The 24,854-nt window shown below is 69.5% G+C and carries 22 protein-coding genes; 10 read left to right on the forward strand and 12 right to left on the reverse strand.

Annotated elements, in window-relative coordinates; all coding sequences use genetic code 11:
• Nucleotides 1-57: 57 nt before the first annotated feature.
• A complete protein-coding gene (locus HUA74_RS14320) occupies nt 58-1,788 on the forward strand; it encodes a TldD/PmbA family protein (protein WP_371817238.1) in 1,731 nt (576 codons plus the stop codon).
• Nucleotides 1,789-2,125: 337 nt separating this feature from the next.
• The gene (locus HUA74_RS14325) at nt 2,126-3,067 is read left to right on the forward strand and encodes an OmpA family protein (protein ID WP_174454985.1); all 942 of its coding nucleotides are present in this window, start codon (nt 2,126-2,128) and stop codon (nt 3,065-3,067) included.
• Nucleotides 3,068-3,089: 22 nt separating this feature from the next.
• Here the strand turns inward: HUA74_RS14325 and HUA74_RS14330 are convergent, their stop codons facing one another.
• The 3 genes from HUA74_RS14330 to HUA74_RS14340 form a co-directional block, all read right to left on the reverse strand.
• The gene (locus HUA74_RS14330; protein ID WP_174454986.1) at nt 3,090-4,946 is read right to left on the reverse strand and encodes an ATP-binding protein; all 1,857 of its coding nucleotides are present in this window, start codon (nt 4,944-4,946) and stop codon (nt 3,090-3,092) included.
• A gap of 144 nt (nt 4,947-5,090) precedes the next feature.
• Nucleotides 5,091-5,999: a hypothetical protein gene (locus tag HUA74_RS14335; RefSeq protein WP_174454987.1), complete on the reverse strand. Its 909-nt coding sequence runs from the start codon at nt 5,997-5,999 to the stop codon at nt 5,091-5,093.
• 20 nt (nt 6,000-6,019) lie between these two features.
• The gene (locus tag HUA74_RS14340) at nt 6,020-6,955 is read right to left on the reverse strand and encodes a metalloenzyme (protein WP_174454988.1); all 936 of its coding nucleotides are present in this window, start codon (nt 6,953-6,955) and stop codon (nt 6,020-6,022) included.
• Nucleotides 6,956-6,986: 31 nt separating this feature from the next.
• On the opposite strand from HUA74_RS14340, the gene HUA74_RS14345 reads away from it, so the two are divergent.
• On the forward strand, nt 6,987-8,072 hold the full coding sequence (locus HUA74_RS14345) for a DUF4388 domain-containing protein (protein ID WP_141649099.1): 1,086 nt from the start codon (nt 6,987-6,989) through the stop codon (nt 8,070-8,072).
• Between the two features lie 387 nt (nt 8,073-8,459).
• On the opposite strand, the gene HUA74_RS14350 is transcribed toward HUA74_RS14345, so the two are convergent.
• The 6 genes from HUA74_RS14350 to HUA74_RS14375 all read right to left on the reverse strand — a co-directional run bounded on the left by HUA74_RS14350 (nt 8,460) and on the right by HUA74_RS14375 (nt 14,397).
• A complete protein-coding gene (locus tag HUA74_RS14350) occupies nt 8,460-9,647 on the reverse strand; it encodes a GTP-binding protein (protein ID WP_174454989.1) in 1,188 nt (395 codons plus the stop codon).
• Nucleotides 9,644-10,798 (reverse strand): anhydro-N-acetylmuramic acid kinase, encoded by a 1,155-nt coding sequence (locus HUA74_RS14355; protein WP_174454990.1) that lies wholly within the window; start codon nt 10,796-10,798, stop codon nt 9,644-9,646. The genes HUA74_RS14350 and HUA74_RS14355 overlap by 4 nt, the downstream gene beginning before the upstream one ends.
• A gap of 37 nt (nt 10,799-10,835) precedes the next feature.
• Entirely contained in the window at nt 10,836-11,795 is a 960-nt protein-coding gene (locus HUA74_RS14360) for an N-acetylmuramic acid 6-phosphate etherase (RefSeq protein WP_174454991.1), read from the reverse strand.
• A gap of 4 nt (nt 11,796-11,799) precedes the next feature.
• Nucleotides 11,800-11,991: a 50S ribosomal protein L28 gene (rpmB, locus tag HUA74_RS14365; protein ID WP_015348676.1), complete on the reverse strand. Its 192-nt coding sequence runs from the start codon at nt 11,989-11,991 to the stop codon at nt 11,800-11,802.
• 103 nt (nt 11,992-12,094) lie between these two features.
• The gene (locus tag HUA74_RS14370; RefSeq protein WP_174454992.1) at nt 12,095-13,618 is read right to left on the reverse strand and encodes an NAD(P)-binding protein; all 1,524 of its coding nucleotides are present in this window, start codon (nt 13,616-13,618) and stop codon (nt 12,095-12,097) included.
• A 92-nt stretch (nt 13,619-13,710) separates the two neighbouring features.
• Nucleotides 13,711-14,397: an HAD family phosphatase gene (locus HUA74_RS14375; RefSeq protein WP_174454993.1), complete on the reverse strand. Its 687-nt coding sequence runs from the start codon at nt 14,395-14,397 to the stop codon at nt 13,711-13,713.
• Nucleotides 14,398-14,483: 86 nt separating this feature from the next.
• Between HUA74_RS14375 and HUA74_RS14380 the strand changes: the two genes are divergently transcribed.
• Nucleotides 14,484-15,563, forward strand: coding sequence for an enoyl-CoA hydratase/isomerase family protein (locus tag HUA74_RS14380; protein WP_141648196.1), 1,080 nt, complete (start codon nt 14,484-14,486; stop codon nt 15,561-15,563).
• 314 nt (nt 15,564-15,877) lie between these two features.
• Here the strand turns inward: HUA74_RS14380 and HUA74_RS14385 are convergent, their stop codons facing one another.
• The 3 genes from HUA74_RS14385 to purM are packed head-to-tail and all read right to left on the reverse strand — an operon-like array spanning nt 15,878 to nt 18,092.
• A complete protein-coding gene (locus HUA74_RS14385; protein ID WP_174454994.1) occupies nt 15,878-16,396 on the reverse strand; it encodes a DUF523 domain-containing protein in 519 nt (172 codons plus the stop codon).
• Nucleotides 16,393-17,058 carry a phosphoribosylglycinamide formyltransferase gene (purN, locus tag HUA74_RS14390; protein ID WP_174454995.1) on the reverse strand — a complete coding sequence of 222 codons (666 nt, stop codon included), beginning with the start codon at nt 17,056-17,058 and terminating at the stop codon, nt 16,393-16,395. The genes HUA74_RS14385 and purN overlap by 4 nt, the downstream gene beginning before the upstream one ends.
• Nucleotides 17,055-18,092: a phosphoribosylformylglycinamidine cyclo-ligase gene (gene purM, locus HUA74_RS14395; RefSeq protein ID WP_141648192.1), complete on the reverse strand. Its 1,038-nt coding sequence runs from the start codon at nt 18,090-18,092 to the stop codon at nt 17,055-17,057. Before purM ends, purN begins: the two co-directional genes overlap by 4 nt.
• A gap of 156 nt (nt 18,093-18,248) precedes the next feature.
• On the opposite strand from purM, the gene HUA74_RS14400 reads away from it, so the two are divergent.
• The 6 genes from HUA74_RS14400 to HUA74_RS14425 all read left to right on the forward strand — a co-directional run bounded on the left by HUA74_RS14400 (nt 18,249) and on the right by HUA74_RS14425 (nt 24,823).
• On the forward strand, nt 18,249-18,899 hold the full coding sequence (locus tag HUA74_RS14400; protein ID WP_141648199.1) for a Crp/Fnr family transcriptional regulator: 651 nt from the start codon (nt 18,249-18,251) through the stop codon (nt 18,897-18,899).
• A 1-nt stretch (nt 18,900) separates the two neighbouring features.
• Entirely contained in the window at nt 18,901-19,656 is a 756-nt protein-coding gene (locus HUA74_RS14405; protein WP_141648191.1) for an MBL fold metallo-hydrolase, read from the forward strand.
• Between the two features lie 81 nt (nt 19,657-19,737).
• Nucleotides 19,738-20,589, forward strand: a complete 852-nt coding sequence (gene accD, locus HUA74_RS14410; RefSeq protein ID WP_141648190.1) for an acetyl-CoA carboxylase, carboxyltransferase subunit beta — start codon at nt 19,738-19,740, stop codon at nt 20,587-20,589.
• Nucleotides 20,590-20,613: 24 nt separating this feature from the next.
• Complete coding sequence (locus tag HUA74_RS14415) at nt 20,614-21,906, forward strand: folylpolyglutamate synthase/dihydrofolate synthase family protein (protein WP_174454996.1); 1,293 nt, start codon at nt 20,614-20,616, stop codon at nt 21,904-21,906.
• Between the two features lie 175 nt (nt 21,907-22,081).
• Nucleotides 22,082-23,356, forward strand: coding sequence for an alpha/beta hydrolase (locus HUA74_RS14420; RefSeq protein ID WP_174454997.1), 1,275 nt, complete (start codon nt 22,082-22,084; stop codon nt 23,354-23,356).
• Between the two features lie 81 nt (nt 23,357-23,437).
• Entirely contained in the window at nt 23,438-24,823 is a 1,386-nt protein-coding gene (locus tag HUA74_RS14425; protein WP_174454998.1) for an AMIN domain-containing protein, read from the forward strand.
• Nucleotides 24,824-24,854 lie beyond the last annotated feature (31 nt).

Genomic DNA, 24,854 nt, shown 5'->3' on the forward strand with positions numbered 1-24,854 from the left:
CACCTGGGGTCGGCGGACCTGCTCGTCTTGCGGGGTGGTTTGGGTACAGTGGGGGCCGTGAATTCCCTCACCCGACCCGTTCTCCCCCTGCTGGCGGCCTCGGCCGTGTTGCTGGCGGCGACGCCCGCGCAGGACTCGCGACTGACGCTGCTCGATGCGATGTCGAGCGAGCTGTCGCGCAACCAACAGCAGCTCAAGCTCCAGAGTCACGAGCCGCCGTACTTCATGAGCTACCAGCTCAAGGACTACGCGCAGGAGGTCGTGGCCGCGCGTTATGGCGCCGTCTTCCTGGACGACGGCTACCGCGAGCGTCGGCTCTACGTCGACACGCGGGTGGGCGACTATGCCTTCGACAGCTCGGTCGAGGAGGGGCTGGAGTTCTCCTTCTCCACCAAGGGCACCAGCTACACCTCGCGCAAGGAAGGCCCGCTGGATGACTCGCCGCTGGCGCTGCGCACCGCGCTGTGGCTCATCACCGACGAGAAGTACAAGTCGGCGCTCTTCCAGTTCCTGAAGAAGAAGGGCGAGGACGTCTACTCGGTGGAGGACCCGAAGCGTCCGGCCTCCTTCACGAAGGAGAAGGCGAGCAGCTTCGTCCAGCCGCCGGTGGCGAACCCGTTCAACCGCGAGCGCTGGGTGAAGCTGTCGCGTGAGGTGTCCGCGCAGTTCAACGCGCATCCGGAGATCTTCGATTCGGAGGTCCGAGTCACCTCGGACAAGGTGACTCGGCTGTTCGTGTCCACGGAGGGCACGCGGCTGGTGACGGAGGAGACGTTGTACGGGCTCCATGTCACGGCGGTGACGCGGGCGCCGGACGGGCAGCTCCTGGATGACTCGCGTGACTTCTACGCGCCCACGGAGGCGGGGCTCCCGGACGATGAACGCGTGCGCGCGGCGGCGGCGAAGGTCATCGAGGAGCTGCTCGCGCTGCGGCAGGCTCCCGCCATCGACCCGTACTCGGGGCCCGCCATTCTCGCGCCGGAGGCCTCGGGCGTGCTCTTCCACGAGACGGTGGGGCACCGGCTGGAGGGCGACAGGCAGGATGGGGACAACGAGGGGAAGACCTTCAAGGGGCAGATCGGGAAGCTGGTGCTGCCCGCGTTCCTGTCCATCCACGATGACCCGTCCCAACGTGCACTGGCCGGGGAGCCGCTCAACGGGTACTACCTCTATGACGAAGAGGGTGTGAAGGGGCATCGGGTGACGCTGGTGGAGAAGGGCGTGCTGCGGAACTACCTGCTGGGTCGACGTCCGGTGGATGGGTTCCTCAACTCCAACGGACACGGTCGCAGCCAGGGCACGCTGAAGCCGGTGGCGCGCATGGCGAATCTGATGGTGGAGAGCACGCGGCAGGTGAGCGACGCGAAGCTGAAGCAGATGCTCATCGACGAGGCGAAGCGGCAGAACAAGCCCTATGGCCTCATCATCCGCGACATCACCGGGGGCAACACCAACACGTCCAGCTACGGCTACCAGGCCTTCAAGGGGGTTCCGCGCATGGTGTACCGGGTGGATGTGAAGACGGGGAAGGAGTCGCTGGTGCGTGGCGTGGAGATTGTGGGCACGCCGCTGTCAGCGGTGAACCGCATCATGGCCACCGGCGAGAAGCGGGGCATCTTCAACGGCTTCTGCGGCGCGGAGAGCGGCAACGTGCCCGTGTCCACGGTGGCGCCCGCGGCGCTGCTTCAGGAGATCGAGCTCCAGCGCGCGGTCGAAGGCAAGGACCGTCCGCCCATCCTCCCCAGCCCGACGACACTGCAGGCGTCGCCGGCTCGCGAGAAGCCCTGATTCGCCAATGCGGGGGGCATGGCACAAAGAACGTCCGGCACCGCCGGGCGGATGGGCGGAGAGCGGCGCGGTGCTCCTGAGGGGAGCCCGTGTCGTGTGGCGTCTGCTGTCGGCTCGAGCCGCTGATTCAGGCGCGGAGGGCAACTGGCCTGGTTGGAGCCTCGCTGTGCCGCGAGCGAGGACTGGCGTCGTGTGGAGTCATGCGAAGTCCCGGGACGTAAGTTGCGTCGCGAGGAGTCTGTTGAGCCGCATGGCGCCGCGAGCAAGGACTGGCGTTGCGTGGAGTCGTGCGACGTCTCATGACGAAGGTCGTGTCGCGAGGAGTCTGCTGTCCGCGTTGGGTGTCCTGTTCGTGCTCCTCGTGGGCGGTGTCGGAGGCGCGGAACCCCTGCCCACGGGCGAAGCGTGGTTGGAGTTGGTGCATGAGGACAGGCTGAGCCCGGGTGGTAACTGGGATCTCATCTCGGTGGAGTCCACGTTGGATGGACGCCCCCTGCCATCGGCCCCAGAAGATGGCGCGCGGAGCGCGTCGGGCGGTCCCCGGCATGAGCTGCCGCTCGGGCTGCACTGGCTCGACGTGACGACGGTGTATGAGGGACGCTCGGACGTCTTCTCGTACGTGGAGGGCTATCGCTTCGTGATGCGCGGGCGCGTGACGCTCGACGCGCGGCCCGGCGACACGGTGCGCATCACCTCCACGGCGTATGAGCGCGACGGCGTCACCGTGCAGTGGCAGCAACGTCCCGCCTTCCTGCTCATGGGGCAGCCCCAGGAAGCGGTGGTGGGAATCGAGTACGGCGCCGCTGCGAACAGGCCGCTCCCGGAGGACGTGGCGGCGCGGGTCGTCGATGAGGTGCTCGCGGAGGCTCGACGGCTGTCTCCCATTCAATCCGTGGCCACGGCCTCCGTGTCCTCTGGTGCCGAGCCTCCTGGCACCTGCGAACTGGAGCCCATCTTCTTCGCCTTCTTCGACACCCGACTCTCCCCGGACGGGGAAGCCTCGCTGCTGCGCGCGGCGGACTGTCTTCGTGAGCGTCCGAGCGTGCGCGTCCGGCTGCGGGGCCACGCGGATGTGCTGGGGACCGAGTCCGTCAACGCTTCGCTGGGATTGGGGCGCGCTCAGTCCGTGGCCGCGAGACTCGAGGCGCTCGGCGTGGAGGGAAGCCGCCTGCTGCTGGAGACACACGGCGCGGACCAGCCTCCGTGTGATGACGGGACGCCAGGGTGCTTCGCGCGCAGCCGCCGCGTGGAGTTGGTCGCGGAGCCGTCGCCTCCCTGAGTCGCGAGCCTCCGCCCGGCGCTCACTCCAGCCGCGCGGAGCCCACCGTCATCACCATGTCGCGCAGGTGCTGCGCCTCGAAGGGCTTGGCGAGCACCGGGTTGCGCACTTCCTGGAGGAAGCGCTTCGTCTCCGGGGTGAACGCGCCGCCGCTGATGAAGACGATGCGGTCATGCAGCCCCGGCCAGGTGTCGCGGACGGAGTGGTACACGTCCATGCCCGTCAGCTCCGGCATCATCAAGTCGCAGAGGATGACATCGAAGGCCCTGTCCTGGCCCAGGTGCGCCAGTGCCTCGCGACCATTGGCGACGGTGACCAGCTCGTGGCCTCGCAGCAGCCTGCGCATCAAGTCGAGCACGCGAGGCTCGTCATCCACCACCAGCACGCGTCGCCCCAGGGACGGAGGGCCGACCCGGGGGAGCGGTGCGACGAAGGCGTCATGCTCCGCGCGAGGCAGGAACACTTCCACGGTGGTCCCCTGGCCTGGCTCACTGCTCACGCCAATGCGTCCCCCCAGCGCGGAGATGATGTCGCGACAGATGGCCAGGCCCATGCCCATGCCTTCGCCCGAGCGACGCGTGGTGAAGAGCGGGTCGAAGATGCGGGGCATGACGTCCGCGGCGATGCCGCAGCCGGTGTCGCTGATGGAGAGCCGCACCTCATCGGCCTCGGCGCGCAACGCGACGGTGATGCGATGCTGGGAGGCGTGCCCGTCGGGGATGGCGTGGGCGGCGTTGAGCACCAGGTTGAGCAGCACCTGGCCCAGCTTCGTCGCGGTGCCACGCACCCGGGGCACTTCCGTGTCGTAGTCGCGCACGACTTGCGCCCGGTGGCGCAGTTGGTTGGCCGCCATCCGGAGCGTGCTCTCCGTGACGGCCTTGAGGTCCACCGGCTCCATGGCCTCGGCGCTCGTGGCCGAGAGGGCCTTGAGGTCCGCGACGATGCGCTGGATTCGCAGCGTGCCCTCCAGGGCTTCGTCGAGGACCTGGCGACATTCCTCGTCGGTGGGCTCGTTGGGGCCGGGCAGTCGCTCGCGCAGGTATTCGAGGTTGCCCGCCGTGTACGCGAGCGGGTTGTTGATTTCGTGCGCCAGCCCCGCCGCGAGGATGCCGAGGGACTGCGCGCGCTGCTCCCGCTCCTTCTCCTGGAGGAGCTGCGCATCCCGGCGCTTGCGCTCCACCGCGTTGACCAGCACGTGGCCCGTCAGGCGCATCAGGTGCCGCTCTTCCGGCTTCCACTCCCGCGGCTGGTCCATGGCGTCGAACCCCATCCAGCCGATCAACCGGCCCGCGAGCAGCAGCGGCGCGTTGATGTAGGAGCGGATGGACAGCAGTGCGCAGAGGCGCCGCTCCTCGGTGGCTTCGAGGGGAAGCTTCGCCGCGTCCGTCACCGTCACCATGCGGCCCGCGCGCAGCTCGTCCAGCGACCAGCGGAAGTCCACCACGGAGCGTCCCCGGTGGGTCGCCAGTCCGTGGGGCTGCATGCCGTGAGTGCACCACTCGTAGGAGTCCGACAGGTGCTCGCCGTCGTCGGAGAGCAGGTTGACGTAACCGCGCTGCGCGTCGATCTGCCGGCCAAGCACTTCCAGCGCGGCGCGGACGCCAGCCTCCAATTCGTCGGGTGGCAGGTTGAGCAGCTTCTGGGACGTGTCGGTGAGCAGCGACCAGCTCTTGAGCAGGAGCCCCAACTCCCCGCGCATCTCCCGCAGGGCCTCGGCTTCCTGGCGCAATGTCACCTGCGCGCCCTCGGGAAGCCCCGGGGCTCGCGTCACGCTGAGTTGATCCAGGACGTCGGCGGACTGCTGGAGTCGCTCCAGCAGTGTCCGAGAGTCCGTTGCCTCGGCGGACAGCGCTGGGCTGCTCCGCTGCTGCTCGGCCATTGATTACCCCCTCCCGTCCCCGCACAGGCTTCCCCAACCTGTGGCGCGGATTTCAGCTCGGCCGAAATTGTGCCACCAGTTTGTTCTCTGCATCCAGTGTGCAGTTTTAAAAAATGCAACCGGGCAACAGGTGGTGGCGGCGACTCAGGGGGAGGTGGGGGGAGGGATGCCCAGCGGCTCCGGAGTAGGAGGGGGCGCGAGGCGAAGTTGCCTGCCGCCCTTGAATCCGCGCCATTGGATGTAGCGGCGGAAGTCCTGGAGGAAGGTGTCGGGGGAGAGGCCCACGGCCTGGGTGAAGGCCTCGGCGAAGTCGGGCCCCTGGCTCATGGCGTGGAGGATGCCCCGCACCACGGGCTCGCCGTAGCGGCGGGCCAGGAAGGTGAAGGCGTGGTGGGCGGCCCCGTAGACGATGTCGCTCTCGCGTCGGTAGAGGGTGTCGGCCTGGGCCAGCGGGTCCGCGCGGGGATGGGTGCTCCAGTAGCGGGCGAGGTCCTCGAGGGAGGTGACGCGGTAGCCCTGCTCGGCGGTGTACGAGGCCATGCCCTCGCGGAACCACAGGGGGATGCGCTTGCGCGTCCAGCCCAGGCGGTCCGAGGCCACCTGATACATCAGGCTGTGGGTGAGCTCGTGCAACAGCAGCTCGTCCACCTGGGCCTGGCTTGCGCCCAGGAGCGTCCAGGTGCGGGGGCTCTGGAGTTCGATCTGCTCATAGCGGGCCCACGCGCGCAGGAAGTCATGGTCCGGGCGGTTGGCGGCGCGCTCCAGGGCGGCGTGGTTGGGGTGGATGATGATGGCGACGGAGTCGTCGAATGTGCCCCAGCGGGCCATGCGCGGCAGGGCGCGTTCGACGGCGAGGCGGACCTGGGTGGCGGCGTCGGAGTCTCGCGGCTGGAACTCCAGGGTGATGCGCGCTCCGCTGGCGGTGGGCGTGCCGGGCCTTCGCATGGCGTCCGTCGGAACGTCCATGGTGGTTCGTCGCGGCGCGGAGCAGCCGGCGAGAAAGCCCAGCACCAGCAGGACCAGGGCGTGGCCGAGGCTCCCCTGTCTTCGCATCCATCCCCTCGTCACGAGCCTCACTCCACCCCGAGCCAGCGCAGCACCGCGCGCCCCACGTCCGCGACGGTGGTGAAGCCGTCGACGTCCGGCGCGGGGGGGCCGAAGTAGAGCACGGGGACGCGGTGCAGGGTGTGTCCTCGCGTGGACAGGTCCTCGACGTTGCCGTGGTCGCTGCACACCATCACCCGGGCATCGGCGGGACGGTGTGCCACCACGGCGCGCAGGAAGGCGTCGAAGGTGTCCAGCGCGGCATGGGCCGCGACGAAGTCCTGCGCGTGGCCGGCCTCGTCCGCGAGGTAGTGCTCGAAGAAGGTGAAGTCCGCGCCCGCGGCCACGCGCCAGAAGATGTCGGCGGCCTCCTCGGGCGTGCGCTCGGGGGCGGGCAGGCCGTAGGCGCGAGCGTTGGCGCCGGTGATGTCCGGGGTGAGGCCGTCTCCGGCCCGGGCGTCCTCCAGGGTGCGCAGGGGCACGGGGCCCGCGGCGAAGGCCAGCTTGGACGCGGAGGGCTTCATGCGGCGCCGGGCCTCGGGTGTCGGGGTGAACTCCGGAGGCAGGGTGGTGGGGCGCCGGGGGACGCCGAGCGCGTCCAGGTAGGGCGCGGGGTAGGCGTTGGCGAAGGTGGCGGTGCGGCCGGCCGCGAGCAGGCGCTTGACGATGGAGCGGTCCGCGAGCATTCCGCGCAAGGGGGCGTTGGGGTAGCCCAGCACGTGCTGGCCGATGAGGGCGGGGGCCGGGTCTCCCGTGAGGATGGCCGTCTGGTTCGAGGCGGACTGGGGCCTTCCGGACACGCCGAACGTCGTGTCCACGGGAATACAGCGCCCTCCGTCCGGCAGGGTGGGGCCTGGGGCGTCCTGGAAGAAGGAAAGCAGGTGTTCACGGTGGGCGAGCGGGTTGATGGCCGGGTCCTTCCGGCCAATGCCCACACCATCGATGAACAGGAGCGCGACGCGCACGGCTCGCGACTGTATCCTCGAAACAGAACGCATGGCCCTCCACGGCGACCTCTTCAGCTATCCGCTTCCCGAGTTCCTTCAATGGTTGGACAGCTCCCGCAAGACGGGGACGCTCCAGCTCTCCTGGGAGGCCGGCGAGCGGAAGCTCTTCCTTCTCTCCGGTCAGGTCGGGGCCACGGCCTCGGAAGGCCTGCGTGGGAGGGTGGCCCGGCTCCTCGCGCTGGCGAAGCTCGCCTCGGGCGCCAAGGTGCTCGCCGCCTTCGACGAGCTGTCGCGCACGCCGGACGTGGACGCCGCGTTCGACGTGCACGGGCTCCAGTCGCGGTGGATTCGGGATTTGGGCCGCGAGGAGCTGTTCGCGGCGATGACGGACCTGACGATTGCCGAGCGGGGGACGTTCCACTGGACGGAGGACGCGGACCGCTCGGGCGAGGACTGGGTTCCGTCCGACATGAGCATCCGCGAGCTGTTGTTCGAATCGCTGCGCTGGGTGGATGAGCAGCCGGACGTGGACAAGGCGCTGCCCATCGACGCGCTCAGCGTCCGCGCGTTGACGCCGCCCAGCCCGAGCCAGCCGCTGATGCATCGAATCATCCTGGGGTTGTGCGCGACGCCGCAGAACCTGGGACGTCTGCGGCTGTCGATGGGCGTGTCCCGCTCGTCGGTGACGCGGCGGGTGTACGAGTTGCTCCGGGCGAAGCTGGTGGAGGTGGATGGCGCGCCGCAGGTGGAGGCGGACCCGGTGGCGGAGATGCTGGAGAAGGGCGCGGTGCTGATGCGTGAGGGCCAGTTCGACGCGGCGGGCATCGTCTGCGCGTCCCTGCTGGCGAGCGACCCCGCGGACCGGCGCGTGCGCGAGTTCGCGCGACTGGTGCAGCGTGAGCACGTCGCGGCGCTGTACTCGGACATGCCGCCGCTGCTGGTTCCCCTCGTGATTCACGACCCGCAGGGCATGTCGCTGCTCAAGCCCGAGGAGCGGCAGATCGCGGGCCTCGTGAGCGGGACGTGGGATGTGTCCACCATCGTCCTGGCGAGTCCCGCGAGGGAGCTGGAGACGCTCAAGACGCTCGCGAAGTTGCACCGCATGGGGTTGCTGCAGCTCACCGCGCCGCGCTGATCGAGGCGCCCGAGTCGGCTCCGCCCGACCGAGGCGGCGGAGTCGGCTCCACGCGGACCGAAGCGCCGGAGTCGCCTCCGTACGGGCTGAGGCGCCCGAGTCGACTTCACGCGGACCGAGGCGCTGGAGTCGCCTCCGTGCTGGCCGAGGCGGCGGAGTCGGCTCCACGCGGAACGAGGGAGGCGCCGGAGTCGCCTCCGTGCTGGCCGAGGCGGCGGAGTCGGCTCCACGCGGAACGAGGGAGGCGCCGGAGTCGCCTCCGTGCTGGCCGAGGCGGCGGAGTCTGCTCCACGCGGAACGAGGCGCCGGAGTCGCCTCCGTGTTGGCGCAGGCGCCCGAGTCGGCTCCTCGCCCCGTGCGAGGTGCCGGGGCGCTCCACCATCCAAGCTACTCCGAGGCGGGGAGGCCCACCGCGTTGAGGCGGACGAAGGTCTGCATCAGCACGTAGAGGGCGAACGCGGCGTCATCGACGCGCAGGTGTTGCTGGGTGGCAAGTCCCTGGATGCGCAGCAGATCCGCCCCATCCACGCGGAGCAGGAACGCCTGTTGCGCCAGCGTGCCCTCACCAGCGAACGCCAGCGAGCGCCGGATGGCGTCCGTGCAGGCGGTGACGCAGGTGGAGTAGTTGCCCGCCATGAACGCGGCCTCGGCCGCGCGCGCGTGGTCGAACAGGTCTCCCGGCGCCAGCGCGCTCACCGCGCCGAGCAATTTGGCGGAGGTGGCCTGCGAGATGGGGGCCGCGATGGGAGGCGGAGGCGGCGCCACCATGGGCTCCACCCGAGGCGGGGGAGCAATCGCGGGGAACGAGCCCGAAGGACGATGAGGCACCGGCGTCGGCATCATCGCCACGGCGGGGCCATGGCCCGAGGGCGGGGCCAGATGCGTCGAAGGGGGCGGCTGCCGGTGCTGGAGGTGCTGGGCGAGCTGCGCTTCCAGACCCGCGGGCTGCGCGCCACCGACGGGGGCCACCGGGCGCGGCGGCGGGACGATGCGCTTGGCGCGCAGGTCCTTGATGACCAGCCGGGTGATGGCCTTGAGCGTGTCGAGCACCCCGCGCCCATTGGTGGCGGCGGTCTCGAAGTCCGGCACGCCGCGCGGGTTGAGCTCCTGGCGGAGCTGCTCCACGGGCAGCACGTTCTCCAGGTCCCGCTTGTTCCACTGCATCACCAGCGGGAAGCGGTCCAGCCGGATGCCGTGCTCGAAGAGGTTCTCTTCCAGGTTCGCCAGCGACTCGCGGTTGGCGTCCATCGCGTCCGGCTGCGAGTCCGCCACGAAGACGACGCCGTCGGCGCCCTGGAGCACCAGCTTCCGCGTCGCGTTGTAGAAGACCTGGCCGGGCACGGTGTACAGCGCCAGCCGCACCGAGCAGTCCCCGACGCGCTCCACCTTCACGGGGAGGAAGTCGAAGAAGAGCGTCCGGTCGCCTTCGGTGGCGATGGACATCATCTCGCCCCGGTGCGCGGGCCGGACGGTTTCGTAGATCTTCCGCAGCGAGGTCGTCTTGCCGGACAAGCCAGGTCCGTAAAAGACGATTTTGGCGGCCACCTCGCGGGCCATCAGGTTCACGCTGCTCACGGTGTCAGCTTTCCTAGAACGACTCGACGCTTCGCGCCAGTTGCGGACGGGACATTCGCGGGGGTTCCCACGAGGAATTCGGCGGCCAGCAACGCGAACAGGGCCGCTTCCTTCGCTCCTTCCGGAAATCCCAGGGTATCAAGCCGGCGGACGGGAAGGGGGGCCAGCCGCTCCTCAAGCCGCTCCATCAACCGGGGATTCCGGGTACCCCCTCCCGAGGCGTACATCGCCTCCAGACCTGGAGTGCGAGGCAGGACCCACGTCTCGTACGCCCGCGCGGTGCTCTCCACGGTGAACTCCAGCGCGGTGGCCATCAAATCATGGGGGCGGTCCGCGTAGCGCGCCCACAGGCGCTCCACCATCACATCACCGTAGCGCTCGCGCCCGGTGCTCTTGGGAGGAGGCTGCGCGAGGAACGCGTCCGTGAGCAGGTCCGCCAGCAGCGCCGGAATCACCTGGCCCTGTCGCGACAGGCTCCCGTCCAGATCGCACGCCAGTTTTCCCTGGGTAACGCGCCGCGCCAGCCCGTCCATCACCATGTTGCCGGGCCCGGTGTCGAAGGCGAGGGTGTCATCCAGTCGCGCGCTGACGACGGACACGTTGGCGATACCGCCGATGTTCTGCAGGGCGCGAGGGGCCTCGGGGTTTCGGAAGGCCACCCAGTCGAAGTAGGGCACCAGCGGCGCGCCATGGCCCCCGGCGGCTACGTCCCTTGTGCGGAAGTCGCTGACGACGGGCAGTCCCGTGCGCTCGGCGATGACGGAGGGTTCGCCAATCTGCAAGGTGGAGGGGAAGGCCGAGGTCCCCGGTGGCAGGTGCGCCATCGTCTGCCCGTGAGAGCCGATGGCGCTCACGTCCGAGAGCGCCACCCCGGCCCGCTCAATCGCCTGGAGCGCGGCGCGAGCGAAGTGCTCCGCCAATTCGAAGTCGAGCTGACTCAGGGAGCGGGCGTCCTGGGGCCCCAGCATCCGGACCACCAGCTCTGGGGGAAAGGGCGCGGAGACGTGGGACAGCAGGTGCAGCCGGGCTCCGCCGCCCGTGCCCGTCACCTCGCACAGCGCGGCCTCCACCGCATCCGCGCTGGTGCCGGACAGCAACCCGACGCACAGGCGCGGGCGCTGGGAGTCAGGGAGGGGAGGTTGGAGGCGCATGCCTCCAAGTCTAAGACTCGCCCCCCACGCCGCGCCGTCAGCGGCCGGGCGAGCGGGGGCTCAGTGCGTGCGCGCCCTTACGTCCTGGGCCGCCAAGCGCACGCAAGCCGTTCTCCTGGAGACGCTTCCGGGCCCCCCGGGCGTCCAGCCCCGTGAAGTGCATGGCCACGGCCACCTTCACCTCGCCGCCGGAGGCCTCCAGCAGACGGGAGGCTTCCGGAGCGGGCAGGTGCGTCAGCTCGGCCACCATTCGCGCGGCGCGGGCTCGCAGCTTCGCGTTGGCGGGGCGCACGTCCACCATGCGGCCCCGGTACACCTTGCCCAGCGCCACGAAGGCCGCGGTGGTGATGGCGTTGAGGATCAGCTTCGTCGCCGTGCCGGCCTTCAGCCGCGTCGAGCCGGCCACCAGCTCCGGCCCCGTGCGCGCCAGCACCAGGGTGTCCACGTCCGCGCGAGCTCTGGGAGGGTTGCAGCACACCAGCACCGTGTGCGCCCCACGCCGCTTCGCTTCACGCAGCGCGCCCCGGACATACGGCGTGGAGGAGCTGGCGGAGATGCCGCACACGACGTCGAGAGGGCCGGCGTCGAAGGCGCGCACGTCGGAGGCGCCCGCGTCGGCGTCGTCCTCGGCGCCTTCCACGGCGCGAGTCAACGCCCGGCGTCCACCGGCGATGCGCGCCTGGACCTGGGAAGGGGAGCTGCCGAACGTAGGAGGACACTCGCTGGCGTCGAGCACGCCCAGACGTCCACTGGTGCCAGCACCTACGTAGAGAAATCTGCCGCCCGCCCGCAACGCATTCGCCACGGCCGTCGCTGCCTGGGTGACAGCGGGCAACGCGGGGCGAACCGCACGGACGGCAACGACGTCCTCGTCATGTAACCGGCGGACGACCGACCCGATGGAGCGTAGATCAAGGTCGTCCGCGCGGGGATGAAGCCGCTCGGTGGGAGGGAGTTTCTTGGATGAAGCGCGTGAGGACCCCACCCCCGAGCGCATTACTTCAAGCCGCCTTCGTCACCTTGCCCGCTTTGATGCAGCGGGTGCAGGCGAGAACGCGCTCCGTGCGGCCCTCGACGCTGGCCCGGACCTTCTGCAGGTTCGGGAGGGTTCGCTTCTTGGTCTTGTTGTTCGCGTGGCTGACGTTGTTGCCGACGAGCGGACGCTTGCCACAGATGTCACACTTCCACGCCATGACCTCTAACTCCTTGAAAACTGGGGCGTTGGACGCCTGCCGATAAAGAGCGGCGGAACCTGCCAGAAAGCCGCTTGGAAATCCAGCCTTTCAGCCGTTTGGATCAGCCCTTGAGCGGATCCTTCTTGTTCAACATGTCTTGAACCAGGCGTGCGGCGCGCACTCCGGCGAGCAGTTCGCCCTCCAGGCCGAGGCCGGGAAGCACCTCGCGGCCCGCGAGCAGCAGGTTCTTCACCGGGGTTCGCTGACTCAAACCGGTGACGCCCAGCACTGCTTCCGACTCGAAGCTGTAGAGCGGGTGCGGCATCAGCCGCGTGCCGCGCGAGCCGCTGGCGTCGAGGTAGGGCACGGAGCGCAAGAGCCGGTGCTGCGCGGTGAAGGGCATGACGGCGTCCAACTGCGCGTCGATGCGGGTGGCCAGGGCCTGAAGGTGCTCCTCGCCCAGCTCCCGAGCGGACGCGGGGATGAAGACGCCGGCGCACACGACGCGCAGGGCCTCCGCGTCCTTGCTCTCCTTGCCACCCGTGGCCGAGGCGCGCGCGGGGTGGAGCTGCAGCAGCATGGCGCCCAGCTCCGCGTCCTGGGTGTCCACGAGCGTCAGCTCGCCCAGGCCACGAGGGAGCGCTGTCTCCGGCACCACCCAGTTGACGGTGAAGAGGATGGATTTGGTCGTGGACTGATCCAGGTGCTCCATCAGGCCACGGTGGTGCTTCTTGTCCGTCACCAGCCGCCGCAGCGCGCCGGAGTCGGTGGCGGCCACCAGGCAGGCCGCGCGGTAGATCGTGTCCGAGCGGACCAGCTTCACGCCGGCGAACTTGCTGCCGTCGAAGGACAGCTCCTCGACGATGAAGCCGGTGGGGCTGTCGCGTCCGAGCACGTCGCCGCCCAGCTCCGCCAGCCGCCGGGTGAGCATCTCGCGCAGGCCGTCGTGGCCGCCGGCGAAGAAGGAGGGCGCCGCCAGCACCTGGGACAAGGTCCGGGTGAGCGCGAGCGGCGACTCCGGCTTCTCCAGGTGGTTGATGAAGGGGCGCAGGCCGCGCACCAGGGAGGCCGCGGGGGTGTCCGAGGCCAGCCGGAGCGGAGTCTCCAGCCCGGGGTGGGCCTTGATGAGCTTCTTGAGGCCCCATCCCTCGAAGAATCCATCCGGGGGCAGGGCGGGGTGGGCCTTGAAAAAGGCGTCGCTCGCCTCGTGCTGCGCGGTGGTGCCGACCAGCGCGCCCAGCAGCGCCTCGCCTTCCTCGCCCAGCTCGCGCGTCACCTCGGCCTTGCGGCGCGTGGCGTCGGAGTGCAGGTCCATGCGGTTTCTTGGCAGGACGAGCTGCAGCTCGGGGGAGTGGGGGCGCAGCGCGCGCTGCACGGTGGTGGTGAGGCCCAGCTCGGTGAGGGCCTCCTCCACGGCGGGCATGGCCTTGAGGGGCGGCGCGACGAAGGGCGCGTAGGGGAGCACGTAGCCGCCGTGCTCGTAACCCGGGCCCATGCCGTCGTGCTCCACCAGCAGGACGCGATGGCCGCGCTTGGCGAGCAACGCGGCCGAGAGCGCACCACCCAGCTGACTGCCCAGCACGATGACGTCATACACGTGCCGGGATGGACCCGAGGGAAGCTTGAGTTTGGCTGCGGACGTCATGAGGCGGGCAACACTACACAACGTCCCGCGCCGCTGGCTCCCTTTTGGCGCGCCGTGAAGGCCGGTGGGGGCGGAGTGACCCGGCCCCGGGCTCAGCTCCCCACGCCGAAGAGGCGCGTCTCCAGCTCGGGCGGAAGGGTGGTGAAGTCCGGGAGCGTCCAGAGGGCGCCGGCCTGTCGCAGCTGCGTCGAGGACGTCGTGGTGGTGATTCCCACCACGGGCATTCCAGCGTCGTGCGCGGACATGACGCCGAGGATGGCGTCCTCGAAGGCCAGGCACTGGGAGGGGTCGACGCCCAGGCCCTGCGCGGCCGCGAGGAAGATGTCCGGGAAGGGCTTGCCCCGGGAGACCTCCTCGGCGCCGACGATGCGGTGGAAGACGGGGCGCAGGCCCAGCCCGTCAATCACCAGCTCCCGGTTGCCGTGGGGGGCCGCGGTGGCGATGGCCATGGGGATGCCGGCCGCACGCAGGCGGGAGATGAAGGCTTCGGCGCCCCGGTGCAGCCGCAGGTGGGGCCGGTAGAGGGTGCGGTAGTGGTTCTCCTTCTCGTCCGCGAGCCGCTCCAGTTCGTCGGGGGCGAGCGCGCGGCCGAGCAGCTCCGGGAGGATTTCTTCGTTCTTCTTGCCGGCGAAGCGGGTCTGGAAGTCGTCGGCGGTGAGGGACAGGCCGAGCTTGCGCGCGAGCGCCACCCAGGCCTGGTTGTGGAACACCATGTTGTCGACGAGGGTACCGTCCATGTCGAACACGGCGGCGCGCAGGGGCGTGTCGGAAGGTGTCATGGTTTCCCACCCATAGCGCGGCGGGGGACGGGGCGGTCCACGAATCGCGCGCGTCAGGCCGACATGACTGATATTCGGGGCTCCACATGAGTGATGGCGTGCTGATGGAGACGCGTGGGGCGGTGGGCGTGGTGACGCTGAACCGTCCGAAGGCGCTGAACGCGCTGAATCTGGAGATGTGCCGACAGCTGCATCCCCAGTTGGATGCGTGGGCGGCGGACCCGGCGGTGAAGGCCGTGGTCATCCAGGGCGCGGGTGGCCGGGCCTTCTGTGCGGGAGGCGACGTGCGCGCGGTGGCGGCGTCCGTGGCCGAGTCTCCTCGGGGCGAGCAGGAGCGGGTGTCGCGTGAGTTCTTCCGCGCCGAGTACGCGCTGAACCACCGCATCCACCACTTCGGCAAGCCGTACGTGTCGCTGGTGGACGGCGTCTGCATGGGCGGCGGGGTGGGGCTCTCCATCCACGGGGCGTACCGGGTCGTGACGGAGAAGCTGGTGCTGGCGATGCCGGAGACCGCGCTGGGGTTGTTCCCGGACGTGGGGGGCGGCTGGTTCCTGCCGCGCTTCCCGGGTGAGTCGGGGACGTATCTGGGGCTCACCGGGGCCCGGTGTAGCGCGGCGGACGCGATGTGGCTCGGCTACGGGACGCACCACGTGGAGTCCGCGCGGCTCGCCTCGGTGTTGGAGGCGCTGGTGAAGGCGGAGTGGGGGACGGGGCCGGCGAGCGCGGTGGTGGAGCGGATCCTCGCGGGCTTCCACGCGGACGCGGGGACGTCGGTGCTCGCCACGCAGCACGCGGCGATGGACCGGTGCTTCGCGGCGGAGCGCGTGGAGGACATCCAGCAGGCGCTAGAGGCGGAGGGCTCGGCGTGGGCCCAGGAGACGTGGGCGACGCTGGTGCGCATGTGTCCGACGAGTCTCAAGGTGTCACTGCGCCAGCTTCGGATGGGGCGCACGCGGGACTACGACGAGATGGTGGCGGTGGAGTACCGGCTGAGCCAGTCGATGACGGCGCGCGCGGACTTCCGCGAGGGCATTCGCGCGGTGCTCGTGGACAAGGACAACAAGCCGCGCTGGCACCCGGGCACGCTGGGCGATGTCACCGAGGCGGACGTGGAGGCGTGCTTCGCGCCTCGGGCGGGTGACGAGTTCGTCGTGTCGTCGAACTAGATGAGAGCGCCCAGCTCCACGGGCCCTGGCGGGCGGCTTCGTCGCTGGGATTGGGGAGGACCTGGAAGTCCCAGTCCAGGCGGCCACAGCCCCTGCATGGAGGAGGCAGGCCGCCGACGTTGCGCCAGACGATGGTGAGGTCCGCCGGGTCGAGGTAGAGCGCCTCTGTTTCCGAGTCGTGCAGGTACTGCGTCTCGCACGAGGCGCAGCGGACGAGCTCGAAGTCCTCGTCGCCGAGCACCTCTCCACCCCTGCGGCGAATCTTCTCGGGACAGGGCGAGAGCACGGACATGGAAGGGCTCTGGCGCGACAGGCTACAGGTCCTCGTCGCTGACGACGGTGACGCCCTCGGAGCGGAGCAGCGCCGTGGTGATGCCCTCACCGGGCCGCAGTGTCCCGGACTCGTAGACGCGCTGGCTTCCGCAGGAAGGACTCTTCTCCTTCAACAGCGCTACCGAAGCACCGAAGTTGCGCGCGGCATCCAGGGCCAGTTGGGCGCCTCGCTTGAAGTCCTCGGTCCGGTCGACGCGAGCTTCTCGTTCCAGCGCCCGCGCCTGTCCCGCCCAGACGTCGACACCCGAGCCACCGCAGAGGTCCACGGGAGGACGAGGGATGGGAAGGCCCGAGCCCACTTCGGGGCAGACGGGAACGACTGCCTTGCCCTCCAGCGCCGCGAGCACTCTCTCGGAGCGCTGCGAGCGACCGTCGTACCGGCAGGCTTCCCCGAGCAGGCACGCGCTCACGAGCACCGTGGATGCCTCGCGAAGCGCCGCGCGCCTGTCGTCCTTTGCCGGGTCCGCGCAGGTGCTTCCTGGCTCTCGCGAGCCCGTCACTTCACGGCCCCGGGACTGCGCAGCGCCAGCTCTCCCGCCGTCGCCACCGCCGTCACACGAGTGCGCATCCCATCCAGCGCGACCTGCCCCGTCACCGCGAGCCGCACGGCCAATGGATAGAGCCGATGCTCCTCGACGAGGATGCGAGCGCTCAGGCTCTTCTCATCATCATCCGGCAGCACCGGCACGGCCGCCTGTCCGATGATGGGCCCGGTGTCCGTGCCCGCGTCCACGAAGTGCACCGTGCACCCGGCCACCTTCACGCCACGCTCCAAGGCCTGCCGCTGCGCATGCAGCCCTGGGAATGACGGCAGCAGGGAAGGGTGGACGTTCAGCACCTTGCCCGTGAAGCGCCCCAGGAGGTCCGCGCTGAGCAGCCGCATGAACCCCGCAAGGCACACCCACTCCACGCCCGCCGCGCGCAGCGCCTCCAACAGCGCCGCCTCGAACTCCACCTTCGACGCGTGGGCCTTGTGGTCCACCACCACGGCCGGAACTCCCGCCGCGCGAGCCCGCTCGAGCGCGTAGGCGCCAGGCATGTTCGAAACGACGCAGGCCACCTCGGCCGGGAAGTCCTCCCGGGCGCACGCGTCGAGCAGCGCCTGGAGATTGCTCCCGCTGCCGCTGACGAGCACGCCCAGCCGGACCCGCCGTCCGCTCATGGCTCGATGACCGCCGTGGCCTCGCCCTGGCCCGCTTCCACGCGGCCCACCTCGCTGGCCTCCACGCCCCGTCCGCGCAGCACCTCCAGCGCCTTCGCGACGTCCTCCTGTGCCACCACGACGATGAGGCCCAGGCCCATGTTGAACGTGTTGAACATCTCGTCCCGGGCCACGCTGCCCAGCTTCGCGATGAGGTCGAAGATGGGCGGCTTCACCCAGGACTTCTCGCTCAGCACCGCGCGCGTCCCATCCGGCAGGCACCGGGGCAGGTTGCCCGGAATCCCGCTGCCGGTGATGTGCGCCATGCCCTTCACCTTCACCTCGGCCAGCAGCGCCAACGCGTCCTTCACGTAGATGCGCGTGGGCTCCAGCAGCGCGTCGCCCAGCGGACGCCCCAGGCCCTCGGGCGTCGCGTCCAGCGCGAGCTTCGAGTCCTCCAGCAGCACCTTGCGCGCCAGCGAGTACCCGTTGCTGTGCAGCCCCGAGGACGTCAGCCCGATGAGCGCGTCACCCGGCTTCACGCTCTTGCCGTCGATGATGGCCGACCGCTCCACCACGCCCACGCAGAAGCCCGCCAGGTCGTACTCGCCCCGCGCGTAGAAGCCCGGCATCTCCGCCGTCTCGCCGCCCAACAGCGCGCAGCCGGCCTGCTCGCAGCCCAGGGCAATGCCCTTCACGACCTCGGCCGCCGCGTCCACCTCCAGGCGCCCGGTGGCGAAGTAGTCCAGGAAGAACAGCGGCTCCGCGCCACAGGTGAGGATGTCGTTCACCGACATGGCCACCAGGTCGATGCCCACCGTGCCGTGCCGGCCCGCGGAGAAGGCCACCTTCAGCTTGGTGCCCACCCCGTCCGTGCCCGCCACCAGCACCGGCTCCCGGTACTTTCCCGGCGGCAGGGCGAACAGCCCGCCGAAACCGCCGACGCCCGCCAACACCTCCGGACGCATCGTCCGCGCGGCGAAGGGCTTGATTCGGTCGACGAAGGCGTCGCCGGCCTCGATATCCACTCCGGACTGCTTGTAGGTCGTTCCCACGGGCGGCCTTCTATCGGCCGGCGCGCCCGTTGTCTCGGCCAGCGAAAAGGGGGTGTCGGGTTTGAGGCGCGGACGCCTGCACACACTCGCTGTCCCACTGATCCGCACAACATGGAATTTGACCAGGGGGGGAGGGGCTGATTGACTCCTCGCAGGATGGGCGCCGAGGAAACCCTCTTTCAACGTTTCGGCAAGGAATTCTCAAAGGGCACCGAGCTCTTCCGCGAGGGAGAGGCCGGCCGGGAGATGTACGTCATCCAGGCGGGCAAGGTCTCCATCACGAAGCGCGTGCGCGACGTGGAGAAGACGCTTGCCGTGCTGGGTGCCGGAGAATTCTTCGGGGAGATGGCCATCATCTCCAACAAGCCCCGCAATGCGTCCGCGGTCGTCAACGAGGACGCTCGCCTGCTGGTCATCGACCCCAAGACGTTCGAGGCGATGATCCGCGGCAACGCCGAGATCGCCGTCCGGATGATCAAGACGCTGGCGGGGCGGCTCTCCGAGGCGGACGCCCAGATTGAGAACCTGCTCCACAATGATCCGGCCAGCCGGGTCGTCCACCAGCTCATCCTGCTGTCCCAGACCCGGAGTCGCCCGTCCGAAGAGGGCACAGAGGTTGATTTCGTGGTCCGCGACATGCCCCGCCAGATTGGCGTGGGCGAGCCCGCAGTGCGCAACGTGCTGGACCGGATGATCCGGGCCGGCCTCATCTCACGCAGTGGTGACAGAGTCACCGTGTATGACACGGCCAGACTCCACGACTTCCTCCAATACCTGGAGATGAAGTGGAAGTTCGGAGACCTCTAGCGTGAAGCTCCGAGTCCTCGGCTGCCACGGTGGCGAGCTTCCCACGTGCAAGAGCACGTGTTTTCTCGTCGATGACGTGCTGGCGCTCGATGCGGGCGCACTGACGGGGACGCTCTCGTTGGAGGAGCTGTGTCGGGTGGACCACGTCCTCGTGGGCCACAGTCACTTCGACCATGTGAAGGACCTGCCGCTGATGGCGGACCTGGTCATCGGTCGCCGCGACAAGCCCGTCACCATCCACGCCTCGCGCGAGTGCGCCAAGGCCCTGCGCGACAACATGTTCAACAACGCGCTCTGGCCGGACTTCACCCGCATCCCGACCAAGGCCAACCCCGTCCTGCGCATCAAGACGTTCCGCGCCGGCGGCACCTTCGAGGTGGGGCCCTACACCGTGCGCAGCGTGCCGGTGAGCCACCCCGTGGAGTCCTGCGGCTTCATCATCTCCAACGGGAAGACGTCGCTCGCCATGAGCGGCGACACCGGCCCCACCGACAAGCTCTGGAAGGCCCTCAACCAGACGCGCGACCTCAAGGCGCTCCTGTTGGAGACGTCCTTCCCCAACGCCCTCCAGTCGCTGGCCGACATCTCCGGCCACCTCACACCCCACACCCTGGGCCTGGAGCTCCAGAAGTTCGAGCGCAACGGGACCTCCGTGATGCTCTACCACCTCAAGCCAGCCTTCGTGGCCCAGCTCAAGAAGGAGCTGGCGAGCATGCCGGTGGAAGTCCTGGAGCTGAACGACACCTTCGAGTTCTAGCCCCGTCCCAAGAGGGACGACGCGGCGCGCCACACGGAACGGTTGACGGGCGGGGACGGTCGGATTAACCCCCGGCCCCTCATGGCCTGGTTTTCGAAGAAGCCCCGCATCGCCGTCGACACCCAGCAGCAACCCGAGCCCGGTCCGTCTCGCATGGAGGGCTTGTGGGCCAAGTGCGAGAACTGCGACGAGATCATCTACCGGCAGGAGCTGGAGAAGCACTGGATGGTGTGTCCGCACTGCGACCACCATCATCCGTGGAACGCGCGCGCGCGGCTGGCGACGCTGCTGGACCCGGACAGCTTCGAGGAGTTCGACAAGGAGCTGGAGCCGCAGGACCCGCTCGGGTTCAGTGACACGAAGAAGTACAAGGACCGGCTGAAGTCCACGCGCAAGAACCTGGAGGAGAACGACGCCTTCGTCTCGGGCGTGGGCCGCATCGCCGGCCACCAGGTCTCCGTGGGCGCGTTCATCTTCGAGTTCATGGGCGGCTCCATGGGCTCGGTGGTGGGCGAGAAGGTGGCGAGGACCTTCGAGCGCGCCCACGAGCTGAAGTGCTCGGCGCTCATCTTCTCGGCCTCCGGCGGCGCTCGCATGCAGGAGGGCATCTTCTCCCTGATGCAGATGGCGAAGACGTCCGCGGCCATCGCCCGCTTCCGCACCGGCAACAAGCCGTACATCTCCGTGCTGCTGCACCCGACGACGGGTGGCGTGGCGGCGTCCTTCTCCTGGCTGGGCGACGTCATCATCGCCGAGCCCAAGGCGCTCATCGGCTTCGCCGGTCCGCGCGTCATCGAGCAGACCATCCGCCAGAAGCTGCCGGAGGGCTTCCAGCGCTCGGAGTTCCTGCTCGAGCACGGGATGATCGACAGCATCGTCAACCGCAAGGACCTGCGCGCGAAGCTCGGGCAGATTCTCGGCCTGCTGGGCTGAGTCCGCGCGGCTCGCGTCCCTGGCATGAGCGCGCCCCGCACACCGGAGGAGGCCCTGGGCTTCCTCTCCCGGCTCAACCCTTCCGGCATCAAGCTGGGGCTGGAACGGGTGCGCGAGGCGCTCGAGGCCCTGGGCCACCCGGAGCGCCGCTATCCGGTGCTCCACGTCGCGGGCACCAACGGCAAGGGCAGCACCTGCGCCTTCGCCGCCACCGCGCTCCAGTCCGCGGGCCACCGCGTGGGGCTCTACACGTCCCCGCATCTGGTGCGCATCAACGAGCGCATCCGCGTGGGCGGCGAGGACATCTCCGACGAGGACTTCGGCCGCGCCATCCTCGACGTGTTGGAGCGCTATCCCTCCGCCGTCGCGGAGCCGATGACGTACTTCGAGTTCGGCACCGTCGTCGCCCTGTGGCACTTCGCGCAAACTGGCGTGGACGTGGTGGTGCTGGAGACGGGCCTGGGTGGGCGGCTGGACGCCACCACCGCCGCGCCGTCGATTGTCACCGCCATCACCCCCGTCTCCTTCGACCACATGGAGTACCTGGGCAACACCCTGGGCTCCATCGCCGGTGAGAAGGCCGGCATCCTCAAGCCCGGCGTGCCGTGCGTCGTCGCCCGGCAGGAGCCCGAGGCCCTGGAGGCCATCGAGGCCCGTGCCCGTGCCCTGTCCGTGCCGCTCTGGGTGGAGGGCCGGGACTTCTCCGTCGAGACCCAGGCCGACGGCAGCCTGGCCTACAGGGGACCGGGCTGGAGGCTGGACGGATTGCGGACCTCGCTGCGCGGACCGCATCAACTCCAGAACGCTGGAGTGGCGCTGGCCTGTCTGGAGGCCCTCGACGCGCGAGGCATCGCCGTCACCCCCGAGGCGGCGCGAGCGGGGCTGGGCTCGGCGCGCTGGCCGGGACGGCTGGAGGAAGTAGGGCAGGGGCCCACTGTCCTGTTGGACGGAGCCCACAACCCCGCGGGTGTGGCGGTGCTGCTGGCGTCCCTGCGGGCGCTGTATGCGGGTCGCCCCATCCACTGCGTCTTCGGCGTGGTGGCGGACAAGGACCGGGGGCCGATGATGCGGGCCCTCTTTCCCGCGTGTGCTTCCGTACAGCTCACGCCCCTGGACACCCCGCGCTCGTTGTCACCGGCGGCCTATCTGGACGAAGCGCGCGCCCTGTCCGCCGACGTGGCCGCATGGCCCGACGTGGATGCCGCGCTGGCGGAAGCCCGGCGGCGAGCGGGCGTGGACGGCGTCGTGCTGTGCACGGGTTCTCTCTTCCTGGTCGGCATGGTGCGAGCCCGGAAAGACCGGACCCGAACGCCCTGAAGGGCCACCTCGAGACACCTGGACGACGGTGTTTCACCCAGCAGGACCAGGGCTCTCCAGACGAGGCTCGTTGGGGTGACCTTGTAGGGTGGACCTTCGGTCTTCGCTGAGCAAGACGGGTGAGCAGAGGGACTGAATCCTTGGCGCGCTGCATCAGCCGCCGTAGATTCAAGATATGCGCCTGCCGGACTGGAGAGCCGCGACGACCACGGGACCAGCCATCCCCTCCATCGATGAAGTCGACTTCCGGGCGCTTTACTCGAAGACGAAGTACGTGGTGGAGACGGCGGACGGCTGGTCGTTGGTCATCACTCGCTACCGGCCGGTGAAGCAACCCTTCGCCCAGCCGCTGTTCGGTGAGCCCCTGCTGCTGGTGCATGGCTTCTCCCAGAACCGGCACACGTGGACGAGCGGACAGTTCGTCAAGAACCTCCTCTTCTTCGGCGTGGACATCCACATCCTGGAGCTGCGAGGGCACGGCAAGAGCTCCATCGCCTTCCAGAAGGAGCGGGCCGAGCGCTTCAAGCGCCCCCTGCCTCCAGACCTGGACTACGGCTGGGACATCGACAGCTATTTCCTCTACGACCTGCCCGCCGCCGTCTCCGGCGTGAAGCGCATCACCCGTCGCGAGCGCATCTTCTACTGCGGCCACTCCATGGGCGGGATGCTGGGCTACGGCTACACCGGCATCCACGACGACTTCGAGGGCCTCATCACCATCGGCGCTCCAGCGGACCTGGGGCGGGGCTTCATGCTGCTGCGCATGGTGGCGCGCGGCGCGCCGATGCTCGGCGGCATGGTGGACCTGACGCTCGCGGGACTGAATCTGGGGGGTGAGGTGGAGGGGCTGGGCAGGAAGGTGCTCGCGCGAGGCGTGGGCACGGTGAACGCGAAGCTGGGCAAGAGGCTTGAGCCCGAGGCGCGCCGCAAGCTGCGCTTCAACGCGATGCCGGTGGACCTCATCCTCAAGTTCGTCGAGCGGCAGATTGGCAAGGCGGAGGACTCGCCGCTGTATCAACAGCTCACCACGCGGATGAACCGGCTCATCAACCCGGAGCGCGTGGGCTCCGACGACATCCGCTGGTTGTTGCGCGAGGGCGGTGAGCGCGAGCCGCGCAAGGTGCTGGAGCAGTTCGCCCGCTGGATTCGTCGCGGGGAGATGGTCTGCTACCGCACCGGTTTCGACTTCAAGCGCGGCTTCGAGAAGATTCAAATCCCCATGGCCATCATCTTCGGGGACATGGACCCGCTGGCGTCGGTGGAGTCCACCCGGAGCGTGTATCGCGCCGCCAAGAGCGAGTACCTCCTCTGGCGACCGGTGAAGGGCAACAGCCACATCGAGCTGACGATGGGGCACGACATCCGGCAGATCTGCTACGACATCAAGAACCTCATCGAGTACGCCCGGACGCACCGTCACCGCACGCCGGCCCTGCCGCGCCTTCGCTGAGGGCCGTACGGCTGGAAAGTTGGAGGGTGAGGCGCGCGTGTTAGCATCCGCGCCCACTGTCAACGTGAAGGGGAGTGGTTGATGAAGGCCTCAGCGGTGTGGCTGCTCGGTGTGGTGCTCGTGCCCTTCTGGGCGCTCGCGCAGGCTCCGGCGAACCTGAACACCATCACCGGCGTGCAGGTGAATGGCGGGACGGTGACCATCACCGGCTCGAAGAAGGCGAACTTCACCACCTTCACCATGACGGACCCGCCCCGGCTCGTCATCGACATCGCGGAGGCCGTCTTCTCCGGCGTCCCCGAGGAGACGCAGGTGGGCAATGGCACGGTGACGGGCATCCGCACCGCCAGCTATGGCTCGGATGACTCCGCCATCGCCCGTGTGCTCATCGGCTTCGAGCGCGAGGTGGAGACGGACATCCAGGCCACCGACACGCAGCTCGTCGTCAAGGTGGTCGGCGGGGGCGGACAGGCCGTGGCCCAGGCTCCCACCACACAGCCGGAGCCCGCCGCCGCGCAGCCCACCACGGACGGCACCGCCGCGAAGGCCGCCGCCGCGGCCGAAACCGAGCGCCAGGCCCAGGAGAAGGCCGCCGCCGAAGCCACCGCCCGCGCCGAAGCGGACCGTCAGGCGCAGGAGAAGGCCGCCGCCGAGGCGACCGCCCGCGCCAAGCAGGACGCGGATGCTGAGCGCCAGCGCCAGCAGGAGGCCGAGGCCCGCGCCACGTCCCAGCGAGAGGATGAGCAGCGCGCCGCGAAGGCCGCCGCCGACGAGCGCAAGCGTCACGAAGAGGAGGCCCGTGCCTCCGCGCAGGCCGCCGCCGACGAGCGCAAGCGTCAGGAAGAGGAGGCCCGTGCCTCCGCGCAGGCCGCCGCCGATGAGCGCCGTGCCTCCTCCGAGTCCGCCGCCGAGGAGAAGAAGCGCCAGAAGGAGGAGGCGCGTGCCGCCGCGAAGGCCGCCGCCGAGGAGAAGCAGGCCGCCGCCAAGGCCGCCGCGGACGAGGCCGTCGAGGCCCGCCGTCAGCGTGAGGAAGAGGCCCGCGCCGAGCGCGAGCGTCGCCAGCAGGAGCGGGTGGCCTCCGCCACGCCGCGTCCGCGTCGCGAGGTGGCCAGCGGCTCGGACTCGTCCGCGGAGGTGTCGTCGCGGCGCAAGACGATGACGCTGGTGGGCTTCCAGCAGCAGCCGGGAGTCTCGCGCGTCTTCATCCGCACCAACGAGCCGGCGCGCTACACGGTGAGCGAGCAGGGCAACGCGGTGGTGCTGGAGTTGGAGAACAGCCGCATCGACCTGAACAACAACACCCACCCGCTGGACACGTCCTTCTTCAACTCGCCCGTCACGCGGGTGGAGGCGGACGCGAACGGCCGCGATGTGCGTGTCACCATCCAGCTCCGGCAGCAGGCCCCGGTGCAGGCGCGGCAGGACGGCAACGTCATTTCGTTGGATTTTCAGCGCACGGCTCGGTGATAAGGGCGACCGCGCGGCCGTGGCGCGGCAT

The organism is Myxococcus sp. CA051A (genome assembly GCF_013336705.1).
In the GTDB taxonomy this organism is placed as follows: Bacteria; Myxococcota; Myxococcia; order Myxococcales; family Myxococcaceae; genus Myxococcus; species Myxococcus llanfairpwllgwyngyllgogerychwyrndrobwllllantysiliogogogochensis.